Below are 19,459 nucleotides of genomic sequence, written 5' to 3'. Positions count from 1 at the left end.
ACCACGTCGCCGTCCTCGGATCCCACGCCGCGACGCGGCGTGCACTAGATGTGCCGGTCGACGGGACCCTCGAGACCACATATCGTGGTGGACATCGTCGGCGCTGGCCCCGGGGCAGCACCGACGGGTAAGCTCGATTCCCGACACAGCAGCCGTGATGCTTGACATCGGCTCTGCGGCAGACGCTGCAGATCCTCTGCAGTCGCTGCCGATGCGTTCCACCGCGTCAGCCGGGGACAGCACGGCTCGTCACCAGTCAACGGCCTGAAAGGCGGATTTCAGTGAAGTTCACGGCGGCGCGTGATGTCCTCGCCGAGGCGGTCTCCTGGACCGCCCGGTCTCTGTCACCTCGACCGCCGGCACCGGTGCTCTCCGGTCTGCTCATCACCGCCGAGGGCCAGACCGTCTCCATCGCCAGCTTCGACCACGAGATCTCCGCACGGCTGGAGATCGAGGCCGAGGTCGAGACCCCCGGCACGATCCTGGTCTCCGGACGGCTGCTCAACGACATCGTCAAGTCTCTGCCGGATGCTCCGGTGGTCGTCGAGCTGGACGAGTCCAAGGTGCTGGTCACCTGCCGCTCGTCGAAGTTCAGCCTGGCGACGATGCCGGTGGACGAGTACCCGGAGCTTCCCGAGATGCCCGAGCTGGCCGGCACCGTCGACGGTGCGGCCTTCGCCCGCGCGGTCTCCCAGGTCATCACCGCCGCCTCGAAGGACGACACGCTGCCGATCCTCACCGGGGTGAAGGTGGAGTTCGAGGGCGACACCATCACGTTCCTGGCCACTGACCGCTATCGGCTGGCCATGCGAGAGATCACCTGGGCTCCGGCCCGGCCGGATCTCTCGACGTCGGCGCTGATCAAGGCCAAGACGCTCAACGACGTCGCCAAGTCGCTCGCCGGCGGCGGCGAGCTGTCCATCGCCCTCGGCGAATCCGCCGAGATGGTCGGATTCTCCTCCGCCGGACGTCGGACCACCAGCGTGCTCGTCGACGGCGACTACCCCAAGATCCGCCAGCTCTTCCCGGAGGACACTCCGATCCACGCCGTCGTGCGCACCTCGGACCTCATCGAGGCCTCGCGCCGCGTCTCGCTGGTGGCCGAGCGCAATTCGCACGTGCGCCTGCAGTTCACCGACGAGGGGCAGGTCATCCTCGACGCCGGAGCCGACGACAACGCCGCGGCCACCGAGGTCGTCGACGCCGACCTCACCGGCGAGGCGATCACCGTGGGCTTCAACCCCAGCTACCTCAATGAAGGGCTGAACGTCATCGGCAGCGAGTATCTGCGCTTCTCCTTCGTCTCCGCCCCCAAGCCGGCCATGATCACCGGGCAGGACACTCCGGACGGCGGCAACTCCACCGACTTCCGCTACCTGCTCATGCCGGTCCGGCTGCTGAACCAGTAGCCCCGGCTGCGCCGATGCGGCTGTCGACCCTCTCCCTCGCCGATTACCGCAGCTATGCCGCCGCACAGCTGCGGCTCGTCCCCGGGCCGAACGTGCTGCTGGGGTACAACGGCGTCGGCAAGACGAACATCGCCGAAGCCGTCGGCTATCTGGCCACGCTCGGCTCCCACCGGGTGCCCCAGGACGCGCCGCTGGTCCGTCACGGCGCCGACCAGGCCTTCGTCCGCGCCACCGCGCATCGCGGGAGCCAGGAGGCCACGCTCGAGATCGAGATCAATCCGCGCCGCAGCAATCGCGTGCGGATCAATCGCGGCGCTTCGGTCCGGGCCACGGAGGCCCTGGGCATCCTGCGCACCGTGCTCTTCGCTCCGGAGGATCTCGAGCTGATCAAGGGACCGCCGGAGGTGCGCCGTCGACTCTTCGACGACCTCGCCATGCAGCTGCGCCCGGCGCTGGGCAGCGTCCGGCTCGACCACGAGAAGGTGCTGCGCCAGCGCAACGCGCTGCTGAAGTCCATCCGGCACGAGGGCTTCACCGCCACGCATGAGTCCACGCTGGCGGTCTGGGACCAGCAGCTCGCCGACGCCGGCGCCCGGCTGCTGCGCGCACGGCTGGACATGCTCGCCACGATGCGCCCGCACGTCGAGGCCGCCTACCGGGAGCTCTCCGGCAGCGTGCGCTCGGCTCGGCTGCGCTATGTCAGCTCGCTGGCCGAGCAGACCGAGGGGCCCGGGGGAGTCCGCAGAGACGCCGGCGGAATCGGCGGCGGGACGACTCCGGGGACCGACGAGACCGCCGGCGAGGCCGGCGACGCCTCCACGCTGGAGCAGGCCTCCCGCGGCGAACTCGCCCAGATGCTGCACCAGGCGATGCAGGATTCCCGGGAGCAGGAGATCGACCGCGGTCTGACGCTCGTGGGCCCGCATCGTGACGACATCTTCCTCGCCCTGGACGAGGTTCCGGTCAAGGGATTCGCTTCCCACGGCGAGACCTGGTCGGTGGCTCTGGCTCTGCGGCTGGGCTCCTACCGCGCGATGGTCGACGACGATCCTGATCCCAGCGCCCGGCCCATCCTCATCCTCGACGACGTCTTCGCCGAGCTCGACGCCAGGCGCCGGCGCCGGCTGGCCGAGCTCGCCGGCGAGGCCGAACAGCTGATCGTCACCGCCGCGGTCGACGACGACGTGCCCGAGTCGCTGATGGTCCATGCCCAGCGCGTGGAGTCGGTGGACCAGCTCTCCCGCGTGGTTCCGACGGAGCCGATGGAGCCGACGGAGGCCGAGCGATGACCCCCGCCTCCGCGGAGCACCCGGAGGTCGAGCCCAGCCCCGACGGGATCTCGGCGGCGGAGTCGGAGGACGCCGCCGCGCTGGTGCTCGCCCGGATGCGTCGGGCCGCGGAGTCCCGCGGCGAGCATCGGATGCGCGGGATGCCGCGGAAGGGCTCGCTCTCCGGCGATCCCCGGGCCGCCGCCCGGCGCGGCTCCTCAGAGGCCGGCCGGCCCGGGTCGGGGACGAATCGGCGAGACCCCAGCCTGCTCGGATCGGTGGTCGACGGGCTGATCTCCACCCGCGGCTGGACCTCGCCGGTGGCCGTGGGCTCGGTGATCGCCCGCTGGGAGCAGCTGGTCGGGCCCGAGGTCGCCGCCCACTGCGTGCCGGAACGTTTCGAGGACGGCGTCGTCGACGTCGTCTGCGACTCCACCGCCTGGGCGACGAATCTGAAGCTGATGCAGCCCCAGCTGATGGACGTCTTCACCCGGGAGCTGGGCCGCGGCATCGTCACCGGACTGCGGATCCGCGGGCCGCAGGCCCCCAGCTGGAAGAAGGGCCGCTTCTCGGTCCGCGGCCCCGGACCGCGGGACACCTACGGGTGATCCCGCCTCGGGGAACCTTCCGCCGCGACGCCGGAGCGCGCAGATGCGTCCCTGCGTCGATCGCGGCGCGGGGCACGAACTGGGCCTCATCGGCCGCTCTCCGAACCGCTCCTGGACGCCGTCGACGGCCTGCAGCGGCCACCTTCCCGCATCCGGACCCGTTGAGAAGACGGGAGAAACGGCCATGACGCGGTAGAATGGTGGCCTGACCCGGACGCTCTGCGTCGACGGGTCGGTCCATGTCATGACCAGGTCGCCTGCCGGCGGCCTGACGACCGGCGACGAAGGAGACGGCAGAGCCCGTGACCTCGGAAGACACCCCCCTCCCGTCCGACGACGCCCAGGCCGCAGCCGAGCGCCACCGCGCCCAGGCCGGAGAGTACGGCGCCTCGGACATCACGGTCCTGGAAGGCCTCGAGGCCGTCCGGAAGCGCCCGGGCATGTACATCGGCTCCACCGGCGAACGCGGCCTGCACCACCTGGTCTACGAGGTGGTGGACAACTCGGTCGACGAGGCGCTGGCCGGCCACTGCAGCCACATCGAGATCACCCTGCAGGACGACGGCGGCGTGCGCGTCTCCGACGACGGCCGCGGCATCCCGGTCGCCATGCACCCCACCGAAGGGCGCCCGACGGTCGAAGTCGTGATGACCATCCTGCACGCCGGCGGCAAGTTCGGCGGCGGCGGCTACGCCGTCTCCGGCGGTCTGCACGGCGTGGGCATCTCCGTGGTCAACGCGCTCTCCACCCGGGTGGAGACCATCGTCCGCCGCGACGGGAAGACCTGGTCGGTGCACTTCGCCGACGGCGGCAAGGTGGTCCAGCCGCTGACCGAGGGCGGGCCCGCCGACGAGACCGGCACGACCCAGATCTTCTACCCGGATCCGGACATCTTCGAGTCGACGGAGTTCGACTTCGAGACGCTGCGGGCCCGGTTCCAGCAGATGGCCTTCCTCAACAAGGGGCTGCGCATCACGCTGGCGGACGAGCGCCGCATCGCCGCCAACGCGGTCGAGGGCGACGAGATCGCCGAGGGTGAGGACGACGACGAGGCCGCGGCGGCCGAGCAGACCGGCCGAGTGGTGGTCTACCAGTACGACGCCGGCCTGCTGGACTACGTCGAGCACCTGAACAAGGCCAAGCGCGCCGAGAACGTCCACGAGGACATCATCGCCTTCGAGGCCGACGACGACGAGCGCGGCATCACCGCCGAGCTGGCGATGCAGTGGACGATGACCTACTCCGAGTCGGTCCACACCTACGCCAACACCATCAACACGCATGAGGGCGGAACCCACGAGGAGGGCTTCCGCGCGGCGATGACCAGCCTGATGAACCGCTACGCGCGGGAGAACAAGCTGCTGCGCGAGAAGGACGACAACCTCGCCGGCGAGGACATCCGCGAGGGCTTGACCGCGGTGATCTCGGTGAAGCTCTCCGAGCCGCAGTTCGAGGGCCAGACCAAGACGAAGCTGGGCAACACCGAGGCCCGCGGCTTCGTGCAGCGCGTGGTCACCGACCACCTCGGCGCCTGGCTGGAGCGCAATCCCGCCGCCGCCCGCGACATCGTGCGCAAGGCGCAGTCGGCCGCCCAGGCTCGCGTGGCCGCGCGGAAGGCTCGGGAGAATGCGCGGCGCAAGTCCCCGCTGGAGACGCTGGGCATGCCCGGCAAGCTCTCCGACTGCTCCTCGAAGGACCCCTCGCGCTGCGAGGTCTACCTGGTGGAGGGCGACTCGGCCGGCGGCTCGGCCAAGCGCGGCCGGAACCCGGAGACGCAGGCGATCCTGCCGCTGCGCGGCAAGATCCTCAACGTCGAGCGGGCCCGGCTGGACAAGGCGCTGGGCAACCAGGAGGTGCAGTCGATGATCACCGCCTTCGGCACCGGCGTGGGGGAGGACTTCGACCTCGCGAAGCTGCGGTACCACAAGATCGTGCTGATGGCCGACGCCGACGTCGACGGCCAGCACATCACCACGCTGCTGCTGACCCTGCTGTTCCGCTATATGCGACCGCTGATCGAGGGCGGGCACGTCTTCCTGGCCCAGCCGCCGCTGTACCGGCTGAAGTGGTCCAACGCTCCGCACGACTACGTCTTCACCGATGCCGAGCGGGACCAGGCGCTGCAGGAGGGGCTGGCCGCCGGCCGCAAGCTGCCCAAGGAGCTGGGCATCCAGCGCTACAAGGGTCTGGGCGAGATGGACTACAGCGAGCTGTGGGACACCACGATGGACCCCGACCACCGCACGCTGCTGCAGGTGTCCATGGAGGACGCCGCCGCGGCCGACGAGGTGTTCTCGGTGCTGATGGGCGAGGACGTCGAGTCCCGCCGCGGCTTCATCCAGCAGAACGCCAAGGACGTCCGCTTCCTCGACATCTGATCGGCGCAGACGCCGCCGCGATCCGGACCGTCCGCCGACGAGGCTCCAGCCATCCAAGGGAGAACAACCGCCCGTGAGTGACACCACCGACACCCCCGATCAGCCGCAGACCGACGCGACCGGCGAGCCGGTCGCCGAGGGCGACGTGCTGACCGACCGCATCCGGCAGATCGACCTGCAGACGGAGATGAAGCGGTCGTACCTGGACTACGCCATGGCCGTGATCGTCGGCCGCGCGCTGCCCGACGTCCGCGACGGCCTCAAGCCGGTCCACCGGCGCGTGCTCTACGCGATGTACGACGGCGGCTACCGGCCCGAGCGCAGCTTCAACAAGTGCTCGCGCGTCGTCGGCGACGTGATGGGCAACTACCACCCGCACGGCGACTCGGCCATCTACGACGCCCTGGCCCGGCTCATCCAGGACTGGGTGATGCGCTACCCGCTGGTGGCCGGTCAGGGGAACTTCGGCAGCCCGGGCAACGACGGCCCCGCCGCGCCGCGGTACACCGAGACGAAGATGGCGCCGCTGGCCATGGAGATGGTCCGCGACATCCACGAGAACACCGTCGACCATCAGGACAACTACGACGGCAAGCAGCAGGAGCCCGTCGTGCTGCCGGCGCGGATCCCGAACCTGCTGGTCAACGGTTCCTCGGGCATCGCCGTCGGCATGGCCACCAACATCCCGCCGCACAATCTCCGCGAGGTCGCCGACGGCGTCGAGTGGTATCTGCAGAATCCGCAGGCCTCCCGCGAGGAGCTCCTCGAGGCGCTGATGCAGCGGATCAAGGGGCCCGACTTCCCCACCGGCGCGCAGGTGCTGGGCACCCGCGGCATCGAGGAGACCTACCGCACCGGTCGCGGCTCGATCACCATGCGCGCAGTCGTCGAGGTCGAGGAGATCCAGGGCCGCACCTGCCTGGTGATCACCGAGCTGCCGTACCACGCCAACCCGGACAGTCTGGCGATCAAGATCGCCCAGCTGGTCAAGGACGGCAAGGTCGGCGGCATCGCGGACCTGCGCGACGAGTCCTCCGGCCGCACCGGCCAGCGGCTGGTCGTGGTGCTCAAGCGCGACGCCGTCGCCAAGGTGGTGCTGAACAACCTCTATAAGCACACCGACCTGCAGACGAACTTCTCGGCGAACATGCTCGCCCTGGTCGACGGCGTGCCGCGCACGCTGAGCCTGGACGCCTTCGTCCACCACTGGGTCACCCACCAGATCGACGTGATCGTCCGGCGCACCCAGTTCCGGCTGGCCAAGGCGGAGAAGGAGGCCCACATCAAGGTGGGCCTGCTGAAGGCCCTCGACGACCTCGACCGGGTGATCTCCACGATCCGCGAGTCCTCCACCGTCGAGGCCGCCCGACAGAACCTGAAGGCGCTGCTGGACATCGACGACGACCAGGCCCAGGCGATCCTGGACATGCAGCTGCGCAAGCTCGCCGCGCTCGAGCGGCAGCGGCTCCAGGAGGAGTACGACGATCTGATGCGCCAGATCGCCGACTACAAGGACATCCTGGCCTCCGAGTTCCGGCAGCGGACGATCATCTCCGAGGAGCTGGCCGCCATCGTCGCCAAGCACGGCGACGAGCGGCGCACGCACGTGGTGCGCGGCTACGACGGCGACATGTCGATGGAAGACCTCATCCCCGAGGAGGACGTGGTCGTCTCCATCACCCGCGACGGCTACGTGAAGCGCACCCGGATCGACAACTACCGCGCCCAGCACCGCGGCGGGAAGGGAGTGCGCGGGGCTCAGCTGCGGGCTGACGACGTCGTCGAGCACTTCTTCGTCACCACGACTCATCATTGGATCCTGTTCTTCACCAACCTCGGTCGGGTCTACCGCACCAAGTGCTACGACCTCATGGAGTCCGGCCGGGACTCGAAGGGCCAGCACGTGGCCAACATCGTCGCCTTCCAGCCGGATGAGCACATCGCCGGCGTCCTGCCGCTGCGCAGCTATGACGATGCTCCGTACCTGGTGCTGGCCACCCGGTCCGGGATGGTGAAGAAGACCCTGCTGAGCGACTACGACTCGCCGCGCCAGGCCGGGGTCATCGCGATCAACCTGCGCGAGGAGGACGAGCTGGTCTCGGCGAAGCTGGTCTCCGCCGAGGACGACCTGATGCTGGTCTCCAAGCATGGGCAGTCGCTGCGCTTCACCGCCTCCGACGACGCGCTGCGGCCGATGGGCCGCGCGACCTCGGGCGTGACCGGCATGAAGTTCCGCGAGGACGACGAGCTGCTCACCGCGGACGTGATCACCCCGGACTCCTACGTCTTCGTGGTCACCCAGGCCGGATACGCCAAGCGCACCCATATCGACGAGTACCGCGTGCAGGGCCGCGGCGGACTGGGCATCAAGGTGGCCAAGTTCGCCGAGGGCCGCGGTGATCTGGTCGGCGCCATGGTGGTCGAGGAGGACGACGAGGTGCTGGTGGTCATGGCCTCCGGCAACGTCGTCCGCTCGCCGGTCTCCGGCGTGCCGGCACGCGGTCGCGACACGATGGGTGTGATCTTCGCCAAGCCGCGGAAGAAGGACCACATCCTCAAGGTCGCCCGCAGCTCCGGCGCCGCGCTGGCCGCCGCCGGTGCGGAGGATGAGGGCGGTGCTGAAGCCGGTGCCGAAGCCGGTGCCGTCGAAGCCGGCCGAGCGGTCGCCGACGACTCGGAGAAGCCTGGAGAGCCTGTCCGGAGTGATGCAGTACCGTATGACTCTGACGAGCGGTCCGAGCCCGCGGAGGATGCGAGATCGCCGGAGGAGCCGGCATGAGCATCGCGGGCGCCGCACCGACGGAGGCCGGCCCGCGGTGGACCGGGATGATGTCTGATGGAGGTCTTCAGTGAGCGCGACGAACCCCGAGAGCCGATCCGGCTCCTCCTCCCACGGATCGGGGAGCCGGTTCCCCGCGCCGCGCCCCCGCGCGCAGAGCGGTTCCGGCTCTGACGAGACCGCGACGCTGACGGCCTCGCGTCCGGCGGCGAAGCCGACGCGTCCGACGGCGCCGCGGCCGGCCTCGGGCCGGAGCGGCTCCGCGGCCGCCGCGCCGCCGCGCGGAGGCCGCCAGCAGGGTCTGGTGCGTCCGACGCCGAAGGCCAAGGTGCGCAAGGCGCGGCTGCTGGTCTCCCGGGTCGACCCGTGGTCGGTGCTGAAGATGAGCTTCCTGCTCTCGGTGGCGCTCGGCATCATGACCGTGGTCTGCGCGGTGATGCTCTGGTCGGTGATGGACCTCAGCGGCATCTTCGAGCGGGTGGACACGCTGCTCGCTCAAGTGCTGGGCGACGAATCCGGCTACACCGTCGAGGAGATGGTCACGCTGGGTCAGGTGGCTTCCTTCGCGACGATCATCGCGGTGATCAACGTGGTGCTGCTGACGGTGATCTCGATGCTCTCAGCGGTGCTCTACAACATCTCCGCCTCGCTGGTCGGCGGCATCGGTGTGACGTTGACCGACGACTGAGGCCCCGATTTGTCGACGCCGAGTCGAGCGATGTAGATTAGAGTGGTCGTCGGCGAGGTGGACGACCCCTTCGGGTGAGTCCTCCTCCAAGTCGACGTTCCAGGGCGTATAGCTCAGACGGTTAGAGCGCATCGCTGATAACGATGAGGTCCGAGGTTCAAGTCCTCGTACGCCCACTCCTGGTTCAGGGACGAGCGAGCCGCACAGGCTCCCTCCCGCTGGCCGTCGCACTCCGTGAGGAGGTTCTGATGCGACGCATCGCTCTCGCCGCTCTCGCAGTCCTGGGGGTCGTCGGCTATCGTCGGTGGCGGCAGGCCGAGGACGACCGCCGCGTCTGGCGCGAGGCCACGGACACCCTGCAGGACGGCTGAACGCCTCACGGGGGCATGGCGCAATTGGTAGCGCATCTGCTTTGCAAGCAGAGGGTTAGGGGTTCGAGTCCCCTTGCCTCCACCGTGTGATCCGACGGATGACCGTCGGTGAAGGGCCCTTCGAGCATTCCCCGCTCGAGGGGCCCTTCCTGTGTGTCACTCCCCGTGACGCACGGGTCCGGTGATCGCCGGGGAGACGAGCGCCGCTCCCAGCGCTGGCCATGCCGATGAATCCGCTCCGGAGACGGCCGGCAGTGCCCCAGGTCTGCGTGCACGGGCTACGATGCGAAGCCATGAAGCATCTCCGATCATCGAACGCGCTTGCGACGAGCGCCTGCGTCGTCATGGTCTCCGCAGCCGGGTGCACCAGCGACTCGGCGTCGGACGACGAGGACGCGCAGGTCGCGTGGGAATTCCACACCCGACCGGATCTGACGCCTCCTCGGATCGAGGTGACGACCACCGAAGAGGGCGCTTCCGCCGGGGTCGACGGCGGTGAGGACCTGGTGATGCTCGGGGTGAAGGACAAAGAGGAGAACAATGCACCGATGAACGGCCCGGTCATCGTCGATGCCGAAGGCGACCCGGTGTGGGTCCATCCGCAGGGCGACACTCGGTGGGTCTATGACGTACGCGTGCAGGAGTACGAACGAGAGCCGGTGTTGACCTGGTGGCGGGGCGACACCTCCGAATTCGGATACGGCGAGGGCGAGTTCGTGGTGATGGACGAGTCGTACCAGGAGATCGCCGCTGTCACGACGCCGGAGACGCACGCCGACTTCCATGACATGACCCTGACCGATGACGGCACGGCGCTGTTGATCAGCTATCCGGTGGTGGAGGAGGATCTGTCCGCGTTCGGCGGACCCGAGGACGGATATATTCGCAGCTCCGTGGTGCACGAGGTCGATGTGGAGACCGGGGAGGTGCTCTTCGAGTGGGATGCGCTGGAGGACATTCCGCTGTCGGACTCCGAGGCCGAGTTCGATCCGGACGCTGACGAAGACGGCACCGAGGACGGCACCGAAGAAGCGCCGTTCGACCCCTATCACGTCAACTCGGTCACCGAGGACGGTTCGGATGCGCTCCTGGTCTCTGCGCGGAACACGCACGCGGTCTATCGGGTGGAGCGCACGAGCGGGGAGCTCGACTGGATCCTCGGTGGCAAGAGCAGCGACTTCGAGATGGTCGGCAACTCCTCCTTCGCCTGGCAGCACGACGCCGAGCGCCAGAGCGACGGCACGATCACGCTGTTCGACAACCAGGCGGCGCCACAGATCGGCGAGGAGTCGCGCGGTCTGACCTTGGAGGCGGACACCGAGGAGGCGACGGTCGAGGTGGCCGCCGAGTATCTTCCGCCGGACGGACGTCTTGCCGACAGCCAGGGGAACATGGAGGTGCTCGAGGATGGCACCGTGTTCATCGGCTGGGGATCGGAGCCGCAGTACTCGCGCTACGCCATGGACGGGACGCTGCTGCAGGATGCCGAGCTCGCCGGCGGGATCAGCTACCGGGCCTACCTCCAGGAGTGGCATGGCAGCCCGGTGGAACCGCCGAAGATGACGCTGGACGGGGGCCGCGGATACGTGAGCTGGAACGGCGCCACCGAGGTCGAGCAGTGGCGATTCATCGCCGGACCCGATGAACAGACCGCCGCGGAGGTCGAGACCGTCGACGCCGACGGCTTCGAGAGTTCGGCGGAGATGCCGGACGAGGCGTACATCGCCGTGGAGGCGCTCGGTGCGGACGGGACGGTGTTGGCGACTGCCGAACCCGGGGCCTGGCCGTGACCGTCACTCCGTGCTCGGCGATTCCCGCACGCCGTCGCCCCCCCCGGTCGTCCACAGATCGGTGATGTGGTCGGGAAGCCTCGACGGAAGGCCACCTGTGTTCCGAATCGCGCGAGGTGAAGCGCTGGCCAGTGCGCACGTCCATCATCTGCGAACGGTGCAGGCTGCGTCGGCCGGGACCTGCAGGACGCGTCGAGTGCCGGCCCGCGCCTCTGCAGGGCCGCCTGATCCCGAGGTCCGGCGCGGGAGTCTCCGCCGTGGAGGCCGGTGTGTCATAGTGACAGGCTGAGGAGGCGCGTCCGCCGGGCGCCCTCGGACCGACGATGCCGACACGGCTGACACCCCTCCAGCCCGAGACGTGAGGATGACCGACGCATGGACTTCTCCGACGGATTCCAGTGGCAGGACCTGCTGGGCGAGCCGCTGCGCGCGGCGACGATCATCGTCGTCGCGATCATCATCAACCTGATCGCCCGAGCCTTCATCAACCGCTTCGCCCGCACACTGGCGAAGGGCTCGGGCCGGGGCTCCCGCGACCAGAGCCCGGCGACGACGGACGCCATCTCCCGCGCCCGGCGCGAACAGCGCGCCACGACGGTCGGCTCCATGCTCGGTTCGCTGGCCACCACGGTGATCTTCGCCGTGGCGATCATGATGGTGCTCGCCGAGCTGGGCTTCAACCTCGCCCCCGTGCTGGCCTCGGCCGGCGTGATCGGCCTGGCCGTCGGCTTCGGCGCCCAGTCGCTGATCAAGGACTATCTGGCCGGGTTCTTCATCGTCGTCGACGACCAGTACGGCATCGGCGACATCGTCGACGTCGGCGAGGCCGTGGGCACGGTGGAGGACATGGCGCTGCGCACCACCCGGATCCGCAGCGTCGACGGCGCGCTGTGGCATGTGCGCAACGGTGAGATCCTGCGCGTGGCGAACCACTCGCAGGGCTGGGCCCGGGCGATCATCGACCTGCGGGTCCCCTATGCGGCCGACGAGGACGCCGTGCAGCAGGTCATCGCCGAAGCCTCTCGGGCGCTGTCCGAGGATGCCGGCATCGCCGGGGATCTGCTCGGCGAGCCCGAGGTCTGGGGCGTGGAGGAGCTCGACGGCGACGGACTGACCATCCGCACCGTGGTCGCCACGCGTCCGGCGGCCCAGTGGGCCGTGACCCGCGCCTTCCGTGCGGAGCTGAAGCGTCAGCTGGATCGTCAGGGGCTCTCGGTGCCGCTGCACAGCCAGGTCGTGGTGCACTCCGGCCGCGCGTCGGAAGGTGCCGAACGGAACTGAGCGCCGCCGTGGCGGCATGAGCCGTCGCCCTGCAGAAGCCGGGGCGACGGCTTCTCCGCGTCCACCTGCTGTTCAACCGCACGACACGATTCCCGTCGAGAATTCATCGGACTGCAGAGTCCGGATGTAGTCTCATTCCTTCCGAGATTCCTCGATCGATGTGATGAGCCCTCGGCTCATCGCGGGGCCGTGGTCGAGGTCGATGAGGAGTCTCTGAGCCTTGGGCGATGCGCCGACGAGGACCCTCGATCCCTGTCATTCCAGGGATTGGGGGTCCTTCTGCGTGCCCGCCGTCGCGCGGCACGGCACGAGGGCGGACTTGGTGATCCGGTATATACTTTCGTCTACATTCGGGGTCCACGAGGGGATCATTCATGGACGCCGCCTGAATCTTCCAGATTTGAGGAGATCAAGATTTTCCTGAGGAAACCCTTGGCATGAAGCTGGACGTTGAGTGGACTGGTCGATGGTCCGTGCGCGCGATCACGTCGTGCGTGCGCACCGACTCGCCAACCATTCGATGGAGAGGCAGACATGCAAGGGGAACCCATGCACCACCACGAGCGCGCAGGTGCGCGCCGATCACCATGGAAGGGGGTGCTGAAGCGGGCACTGGCGGTCGGCGCGGCGTCGTCGATCTCCGTGGGCGCCTACGCCCTTCCCGCGGCAGCATCCGTGGACAACTATCCGGACCAGCCGGCCGAGTCCGCGGCGAGCGTCGTCGACGCGAGCCTGCTGGACACCGGGATCGCCGGCGGCGGCCGGTCCGAGGCGACCTGGGACGCGAATCCGGGTCCGAACAATGAAGCTCTGAACGTCGACGTCCTCGGCTCCGAACTGATCCAGCTCGGCAACATCGAGCTGCCGGCGACCGACCTGATCGACTTCGGTCAGATGGGCGCCCTGCAGTCGGAGTCGGGAGCCTCGAGCCCGATGGACGCCTATGCGGTGTCCGGGCTGGCCTCCGGCGACGGCTCGGTGACCCTGGACGGCGCCGATGCCGACTTCGGCGCGGCCGAGGTCGACCTGCTGTCGTTGTTCAGCGAAGCAGGTGTGGACTCGGTGACCGAGGACCTGATCAGCGAGGCCACGCTGCGCCTCGGTGCCGGCGGCGCCGAGGTCATCGCCGAGGACGGCCAGTTCCTCGACCAGGACGGCGTCGGCGGCGCGGGCCAGTACCGCGTCGGCGAGGCCACGGCCCTGGTGACGTCTCCCCAGGTCTCCGAGGCCGCCGACATGATCTATGACACCGTCGGCGAGCTGGATGCCACGGCTGAGAGCATCGTCAACGACCAGCTCGACATCAGCGCGCTGACCGATGCCCTGCCCGGCGACACCTCTCTGGACGTGACGATCGACTCCAACATGCAGGAGGAGATCTTCCAGGCGATCGTGGCTGAGCCGATCACCACGAACAACGAGGTGCTGACGGTGGACTTCTCCACCGGTCAGGCCCAGGTGCACCTGGACCAGCTGCTCTCCGGCGAGCTCCGTCCGGACCAGCCGACGGGGATGAACAACCAGAACCCGAACACCGAGCTCATCGATGACGAGCTCTACCCGATGATCGCCGAGACGGTGCACGACCTCATGGAGGAAGTCACCAACATCGCGATCGGAGCGGTCGAGGGTGCGCTGGGCAGCATCACGGTGAACTTCGAGGCCACCGCCGACAGCCCGCTGGGCGGCTCGGCGACTGCTTCGTGGGCCGTGAACCTCATGGATGAAGAGGTCCAGCCCTTCGAGTGCACCGCTGAAGGTGTCGACGGGGAGGTCGCCTGTGCGACGCTGCAGACTGCGTACTCCACGCTGAGCCCGCTGATCGACGGCGTGCTGGCTCCGGTGCGCGACTTCCTGATCGGTGACGCCGGGCAGCAGCTCTTCGACACGGCCATCGGCGACATCAAGACCGACAGCATCACGGTCCCGATCCGTGAGGCGCTGGAGCCGTTCATCGAGGCGCTGACCAACGTGGTCTCGCTGCAGCTGAACCACCAGGAGACCACGCAGTGCACGCTGCCGGACGGCACCGAGACCACCGGCAGCCTGGAGGTCTCGGCGCTCAGCCTGGGCCTGGCCTCCGCGGTCGACGGTGCGCGGCTGAACATCGGCTCCGCCGGTGCGCGCATCGATGCCTGCGGGGAGTTCTCCGCGATCGACCCGGCGGTGACGGTGGACCCGGCTGAGGTGCCGGCTGGTGACTCGACCACGGTCGACGGCACCGGCTACACCCCGGACAGCACGGCCACGATCCAGCTGCAGGACGCCGACGGCAACGCGGTGGGCGACCCGATTGAGGGTGTGGCCACTGACGCCGACGGCAACTTCACCCAGGAGCTGCCGGTGCCGGAGGGCACCACCCCGGGTGACTACACCGTCGTCGTCACTGACGACGAGACCGGCGAGTCGTCGAACACGGCGCTGACGGTCACTGAGCCGGACGCGACCATCGACCCGGCCGTCACGGCCGACCCGGCCGAGGTGCCGGCTGGTGACTCGACCACGGTCGACGGCACCGGCTACACCCCGGACAGCACGGCCACGATCCAGCTGCAGGATGCCGACGGCAACCCGGTGGGCGACCCGATCGAGGGCGTGGCCACCGATCCCGAGGGCGCCCTGACGGAGGAGCTGCCGGTTCCGGCCGATGCGACTCCGGGCGACTACACGATCGTGGTCACCGACGACACCACGGACGAGTCGGCTCAGACGTCGCTGACGGTGACCGAGGGTGACGGTGAGGACGGTGCAGAGACCGATCCTTCGGTGACCGTCGACCCGACTGAGGTGACTCCGGGCGACTCGACCACGGTCGAGGGATCGGACTACACCCCGGACAACACGGTGACCATCGAGCTCGTCGACGACGAGGGCAACCCGGTGGGCGAGTCGATCGAGGCGCCGACGGACGAGAACGGCAACTTCACCGAGGAGCTGCCGGTGCCGGAGGGCACTGAGCCGGGCGACTACACCGTCGTCGTCACCGACGACGAGACCGATGAGTCGGCCGAGGCTCCGCTGGTTGTCGTCGAGTTCGCTCCGTCGCTGTCGGCCGAGCCGCAGTCCGTCCCGAACGGTGAGGACGTGACCGTGATGGGCGAGGGCTACGTGCCGGGCTCCACGGTGAAGGTCGAGTTCGCCGCTCCGGAGAGCCAGGACGAGGTCTACGAGACCCTCGAGGGCGTCGACGTGTCGGAGGACGGCACATTCGAGGTCACCTGGACGGTCGAGGGCGTGCAGCCGTCGGCGCTGTTCATCACTGCGACCGACGAGTCCGACCCGAACATCAGCAGTCGCACGGCGGTGTCTGTTCCCCCGGGTCAGTCGACCGAGACGGAGGACCCGATCCTCACGGTCGACCCGAACCAGGCGGCTCCCGGTGACACCGTGACCATCGACGGCGAGCAGTTCGCTCCGGGCACGACCGTCACCGTCGACGTCGAGGACATCGACGGCAACGTTCTCGACACCATCGAGGACGTGCAGGTCGGCGACGACGGCACGTTCACCCACGAGTGGGAGGTGCCGGAGGGCATCGACCCGAGCGCCTGCGACGTCGTGGTCCTGACGGCCACCGACAGCGAGGGCAACTCGGCCACGAGCGTGCTCTGCGTCGAGGAGGCATCCTCGGAGCTGTCGATCTCCATCGAGCACGAGGTCATCACCCACGGTGAGACTCAGGTCGGTCACGCCTCCGGCTACGAGCCGGGTGAAGAGGTCTCGGGCTTCATGAACAGCACGCCCAGCCTCGAGCTCGGCACGCAGACCGCCGACGACGAGGGCACCGTGACCTTCGAGTGGGAGATCCCGGCCGAGGCCGAGGTCGCCGACCACACCTTCTCCACCTCCGCCGAGGGGTATGAGGATCAGTCGGTCGGCTTCGAGGTCGTCACCTCCGGCAGCGGCTCCGACGAGTCCGGCTCCGGTGAGGACGGCTCGGGCACGATCGGGTTCGGCACCTCCGGTTCCGGCACCTCCGGTTCCGGTGACTCCGGCTCCGGCGACTCGGATTCGTCCGACGCCTCCGGTGACACCGGCGACCTCGCCGACACCGGTGCGAACGGTGTCATCGCCCTGGCGGTCCTGGCCTCGTTGGCCCTGATCGCCGGTGCAGGCGCCGTGGCGTTCGTCCGGCACCGCCGGAACGCCGCATGATCACCGCTGAGTGATCCCGGCGTCGCATGACGCAGGTGGCCGTCCGGTCCTCCGGGACCGGGCGGCCGCCGTCGTGTCCGCCCCCGGATACGCACGATGACTGAGATGATCACAGACGTCCGCTGACCCGAACGTCCCCCTTCTCCGACCCCGGCCGCCCCGGATCGACAGGACTGTCCCCATGCCGAAGCTCCCTCCCGCCGAGACGCACCGCCGCACCGCCACCTCCGCCGGCCGGGGAGGAGGGCGCAGGATGCTGGGCGGCCTGCTGCGCGGCGCGGTCGGGATGCTGGGGCTGAGCGCTCTGGTGCTCAGCGGCTGCGGCGACGGCCAGGACGCGCAGCAGACGGCGGATGCGGACGAGTCACCTGCCGCGCTGCACGCCGCCGACACCGGCGAGCGGGCCGCGGCGTCCCTGGACTGCGCCGACGGCCAGCAGCCGCTCTCCCATGCGATGGACAACGGTGCTGAATGGTCGATGTGCTTCGCCGTCGACCCCGAGATGGGCATGGTGCTGCACGACGTGCACTTCGCCGCCCCCGGCGAGGAGCCGGTGCGGCTGATCCGCTCGATGGCCGTCTCCCAGCTCGAGGTCCCCTACGATTCCGGCGAGCGGCTGACCTCGGACATCACCCGCTCCGGCTTCGGCGGCACCAAGATGCACACGCTGACCTCCCAGGAGTGCGCCGGCGCGCTGATCAGCCACCCGGTGCCCGACATCGGCGACGGCACCCACGGAGAGACCCGCGACCGCGAGGTCCTCTGCTCCGCCGGCGAGGACTCCGGTCCGGCCTACCGACTGCGAGAGCGCGGCGAGGTCTACAGCGACCGCGGCGAGCAGTGGTCGCTGTCCACCGTCTCCAAGGTCGGCTGGTACGAGTACATCAGCCGGTACACCTTCGGATCCGACGGAAGCATCCGGCCCGCCCTGGGAGCCACCGGCGACCTCTCGCCGGTGGACTTCACCGACGAGGCCCACGGCTGGCCGATCGGCGAGGGAGAGGCCGACTACGCCGCCAGCCACTCCCACAACGCGGTGTGGAGGATCCGCTGGGGGCTGGGAGAGGACGAGCCGATGCAGGTCGAGCAGTACGACGCCGAGCCCACCGGCGAGTGGGGCGAGGAATCACCTGTGCTCGACGGCGGAACCACGACCATCGACGAACCGACGCTCGCCCGCGCCGAGGACCGGCGCTGGTGGCGCGTGATGGCCCCGGAGCTGACCAACGCCGACGACCATCCGATCTCCTACGAGATCTCCCTGGGCGCGACCGACAGCTTCACCTTCGTCCACGACCAGCAGGCCGCCCGGGAGGAGTCCGAGGACGGCGACGGCGACGACGGCGACAACGGTCATGACCACGAGCATGGAGACCTGGGCTACGACGTCGCCTTCACGCCGCACGACGACTGCGAGAAGTTCGCGACCCAGAACCGCGAGGGCGACTGCGGCTCCGGCGTCCCGGAGTATGTGGAGGACGCCGCCGGAGAGCCCCTGGAGGACGTCGTCTCCTGGGTCGCCGTCGGCTTCCACCACGTCCCTCGGGACGAGGAGCAGTCTCCGATGGAGATGCATTGGCAGGGCTTCGACCTCGTCCCCCGAGACTTCACCGCCCAGCGGCCCGACGCGCCCGAGGGTCGGCAGGACGTCAACGGGGTGCCGACCGACTCGCCCTACCGCGAGGACATCGACCTGGACGAGGCTGAGAGCACGGGAGACGCCGGCGAGGACTCCTGAGAAGCCTCTTCACGCCGGCCGCACGAGGATCCTGCGGCGAACCGTTCAGTCCAGACCGAGGTCGATGCCGCCCGCGACGGCGACGTGGGTGCTCCCGCCGACCCAGAGTCGGCCGTCCGCCACGGTGAGGTGCACCCGTCCGCGGCGGTCGAGCACAGTGCCCTGGGCGGCGGTGTAGGGCGTGGTGAGATGCCCCGCGTCGGTCAGCCACTGGCCCAGCGAGGCGTTGAGGCTGCCGGTGACCGGATCCTCGCGGACTGCGCCGGCGTCGTCGGGGAAGAAGGCGCGGACCTCCAGATCGGTCGCGGAGCCGTCTTCGCGCACGGCGGCGACACCGATGTACGGCGTGGACAGCTCCGGCGTGCGGCCGTAGTTGGGACGCAGGGACAGCACCGTCTCCGGTGAGTCGAGCAGCAGCCCGACCCAGCCCGGACCGTTGTCCGCCCAGGCGGCCCCGACGACGACGTCGCGGGAGATGCCGAGGGCGGCGAGGATCTGCTCGAGCTGCGCGTCGTCGACCGCGCCCGAGCGCAGCAGGTCCGGAGCGGCGAAGGCCAGCCGCTCGCCGTCGTCGCCGTCACGGCGGATCTCCACCATCCCGACGCCGCACTCCTGGATGATGACGTCCTCCCGGGCCGGCACGCCGCCCATGTCCAGCCAGGCGCGGGCAGTGCCCAGCGTGGGATGACCGGCGAAGGACAGCTCCTCGTCGAGCGAGAAGATCCGCACCCGGTAGTCGGCGACCGCATCGGTGCCGTCGTCCTGCGGCGGCAGCAGGAAGGTGCACTCGGAGAGGTTCGTCCACCGCGAGATGGCCTGCATCTGCTCGGTGGTCAGCTCCTGCGAGCCGCCGACGACGGCCACCGGATTCCCGGAGAAGGGGACTTCGCCGAAGACGTCGACCTGGCGGAAGGGGGTGCTGGTGGTGCTCCTCGGCCCGATGTCCATAGTCTCCAGCGTACGCCGCTGCGGCCGGTCGGCGCCCGGGCTCGTC

General features: G+C 69.3%; 12 protein-coding genes and 2 tRNA genes. 13 read left to right on the top strand and 1 reads right to left on the bottom strand.

Annotation, left to right across the window (positions count from 1 at the left end):
- Window positions 1-281: 281 nt before the first annotated feature.
- From dnaN to GU5_RS0110765, 13 genes are all read left to right on the top strand, one after another.
- Window positions 282-1,409: a DNA polymerase III subunit beta gene (dnaN, locus tag GU5_RS0110825; RefSeq protein ID WP_010525592.1), complete on the top strand. Its 1,128-nt coding sequence runs from the start codon at window positions 282-284 to the stop codon at window positions 1,407-1,409.
- Window positions 1,410-1,423: 14 nt separating this feature from the next.
- Window positions 1,424-2,698 carry a DNA replication/repair protein RecF gene (gene recF / locus GU5_RS0110820; protein ID WP_010525591.1) on the top strand — a complete coding sequence of 425 codons (1,275 nt, stop codon included), beginning with the start codon at window positions 1,424-1,426 and terminating at the stop codon, window positions 2,696-2,698.
- A complete protein-coding gene (locus GU5_RS0110815) occupies window positions 2,695-3,285 on the top strand; it encodes a DUF721 domain-containing protein (protein ID WP_010525590.1) in 591 nt (196 codons plus the stop codon). Before recF ends, GU5_RS0110815 begins: the two co-directional genes overlap by 4 nt.
- Before the next feature lie 302 nt (window positions 3,286-3,587).
- Window positions 3,588-5,663, top strand: coding sequence for a DNA topoisomerase (ATP-hydrolyzing) subunit B (gene gyrB / locus GU5_RS0110810; protein WP_010525589.1), 2,076 nt, complete (start codon window positions 3,588-3,590; stop codon window positions 5,661-5,663).
- Between the two features lie 73 nt (window positions 5,664-5,736).
- Window positions 5,737-8,442 (top strand): DNA gyrase subunit A, encoded by a 2,706-nt coding sequence (gene gyrA / locus GU5_RS0110805; RefSeq protein ID WP_010525588.1) that lies wholly within the window; start codon window positions 5,737-5,739, stop codon window positions 8,440-8,442.
- 70 nt (window positions 8,443-8,512) lie between these two features.
- Window positions 8,513-9,130: a DUF3566 domain-containing protein gene (locus GU5_RS0110800; RefSeq protein WP_010525587.1), complete on the top strand. Its 618-nt coding sequence runs from the start codon at window positions 8,513-8,515 to the stop codon at window positions 9,128-9,130.
- 102 nt (window positions 9,131-9,232) lie between these two features.
- A tRNA-Ile gene (locus GU5_RS0110795) sits at window positions 9,233-9,306 on the top strand.
- 72 nt (window positions 9,307-9,378) lie between these two features.
- The gene (locus GU5_RS17690; RefSeq protein ID WP_237704715.1) at window positions 9,379-9,501 is read left to right on the top strand and encodes a DLW-39 family protein; all 123 of its coding nucleotides are present in this window, start codon (window positions 9,379-9,381) and stop codon (window positions 9,499-9,501) included.
- 9 nt (window positions 9,502-9,510) lie between these two features.
- Window positions 9,511-9,583, top strand: a tRNA-Ala gene (locus GU5_RS0110785).
- A gap of 370 nt (window positions 9,584-9,953) precedes the next feature.
- A complete protein-coding gene (locus GU5_RS15320; RefSeq protein ID WP_158217730.1) occupies window positions 9,954-11,291 on the top strand; it encodes an arylsulfotransferase family protein in 1,338 nt (445 codons plus the stop codon).
- 375 nt (window positions 11,292-11,666) lie between these two features.
- Window positions 11,667-12,572: a mechanosensitive ion channel family protein gene (locus GU5_RS0110775; RefSeq protein ID WP_010525585.1), complete on the top strand. Its 906-nt coding sequence runs from the start codon at window positions 11,667-11,669 to the stop codon at window positions 12,570-12,572.
- A gap of 549 nt (window positions 12,573-13,121) precedes the next feature.
- Entirely contained in the window at window positions 13,122-16,727 is a 3,606-nt protein-coding gene (locus tag GU5_RS17790) for a choice-of-anchor G family protein (protein WP_158217729.1), read from the top strand.
- A 181-nt stretch (window positions 16,728-16,908) separates the two neighbouring features.
- The gene (locus GU5_RS0110765) at window positions 16,909-18,465 is read left to right on the top strand and encodes a copper amine oxidase (RefSeq protein WP_139084421.1); all 1,557 of its coding nucleotides are present in this window, start codon (window positions 16,909-16,911) and stop codon (window positions 18,463-18,465) included.
- A gap of 45 nt (window positions 18,466-18,510) precedes the next feature.
- Here the strand turns inward: GU5_RS0110765 and GU5_RS0110760 are convergent, their stop codons facing one another.
- Complete coding sequence (locus tag GU5_RS0110760; RefSeq protein ID WP_010525582.1) at window positions 18,511-19,413, bottom strand: PhzF family phenazine biosynthesis protein; 903 nt, start codon at window positions 19,411-19,413, stop codon at window positions 18,511-18,513.
- Between the last annotated feature and the right edge of the window lie 46 nt (window positions 19,414-19,459).

The sequence above is a fragment of the Nesterenkonia sp. F genome, from assembly GCF_000220985.1.
GTDB lineage: Bacteria > Actinomycetota > Actinomycetes > Actinomycetales > Micrococcaceae > Nesterenkonia.
This window is presented reverse-complemented; position numbering and strand designations above follow the sequence as displayed.

Bases quoted from the DNA above. Each gene is read 5' to 3' on its own strand.
- recF (WP_010525591.1), top strand. From the start codon at position 1,424: ATGCGGCTGTCGACCCTCTCCCTCGCCGATTACCGCAGCTATGCCGCC.
- GU5_RS0110815 (WP_010525590.1), top strand. From the start codon at position 2,695: ATGACCCCCGCCTCCGCGGAGCACCCGGAGGTCGAGCCCAGCCCCGAC.
- GU5_RS17690 (WP_237704715.1), top strand. From the start codon at position 9,379: ATGCGACGCATCGCTCTCGCCGCTCTCGCAGTCCTGGGGGTCGTCGGC.
- GU5_RS0110775 (WP_010525585.1), top strand. From the start codon at position 11,667: ATGGACTTCTCCGACGGATTCCAGTGGCAGGACCTGCTGGGCGAGCCG.
- GU5_RS17790 (WP_158217729.1), top strand. From the start codon at position 13,122: ATGCACCACCACGAGCGCGCAGGTGCGCGCCGATCACCATGGAAGGGG.
- GU5_RS0110765 (WP_139084421.1), top strand. From the start codon at position 16,909: ATGCCGAAGCTCCCTCCCGCCGAGACGCACCGCCGCACCGCCACCTCC.
- GU5_RS0110760 (WP_010525582.1), bottom strand. From the start codon at position 19,413: ATGGACATCGGGCCGAGGAGCACCACCAGCACCCCCTTCCGCCAGGTC.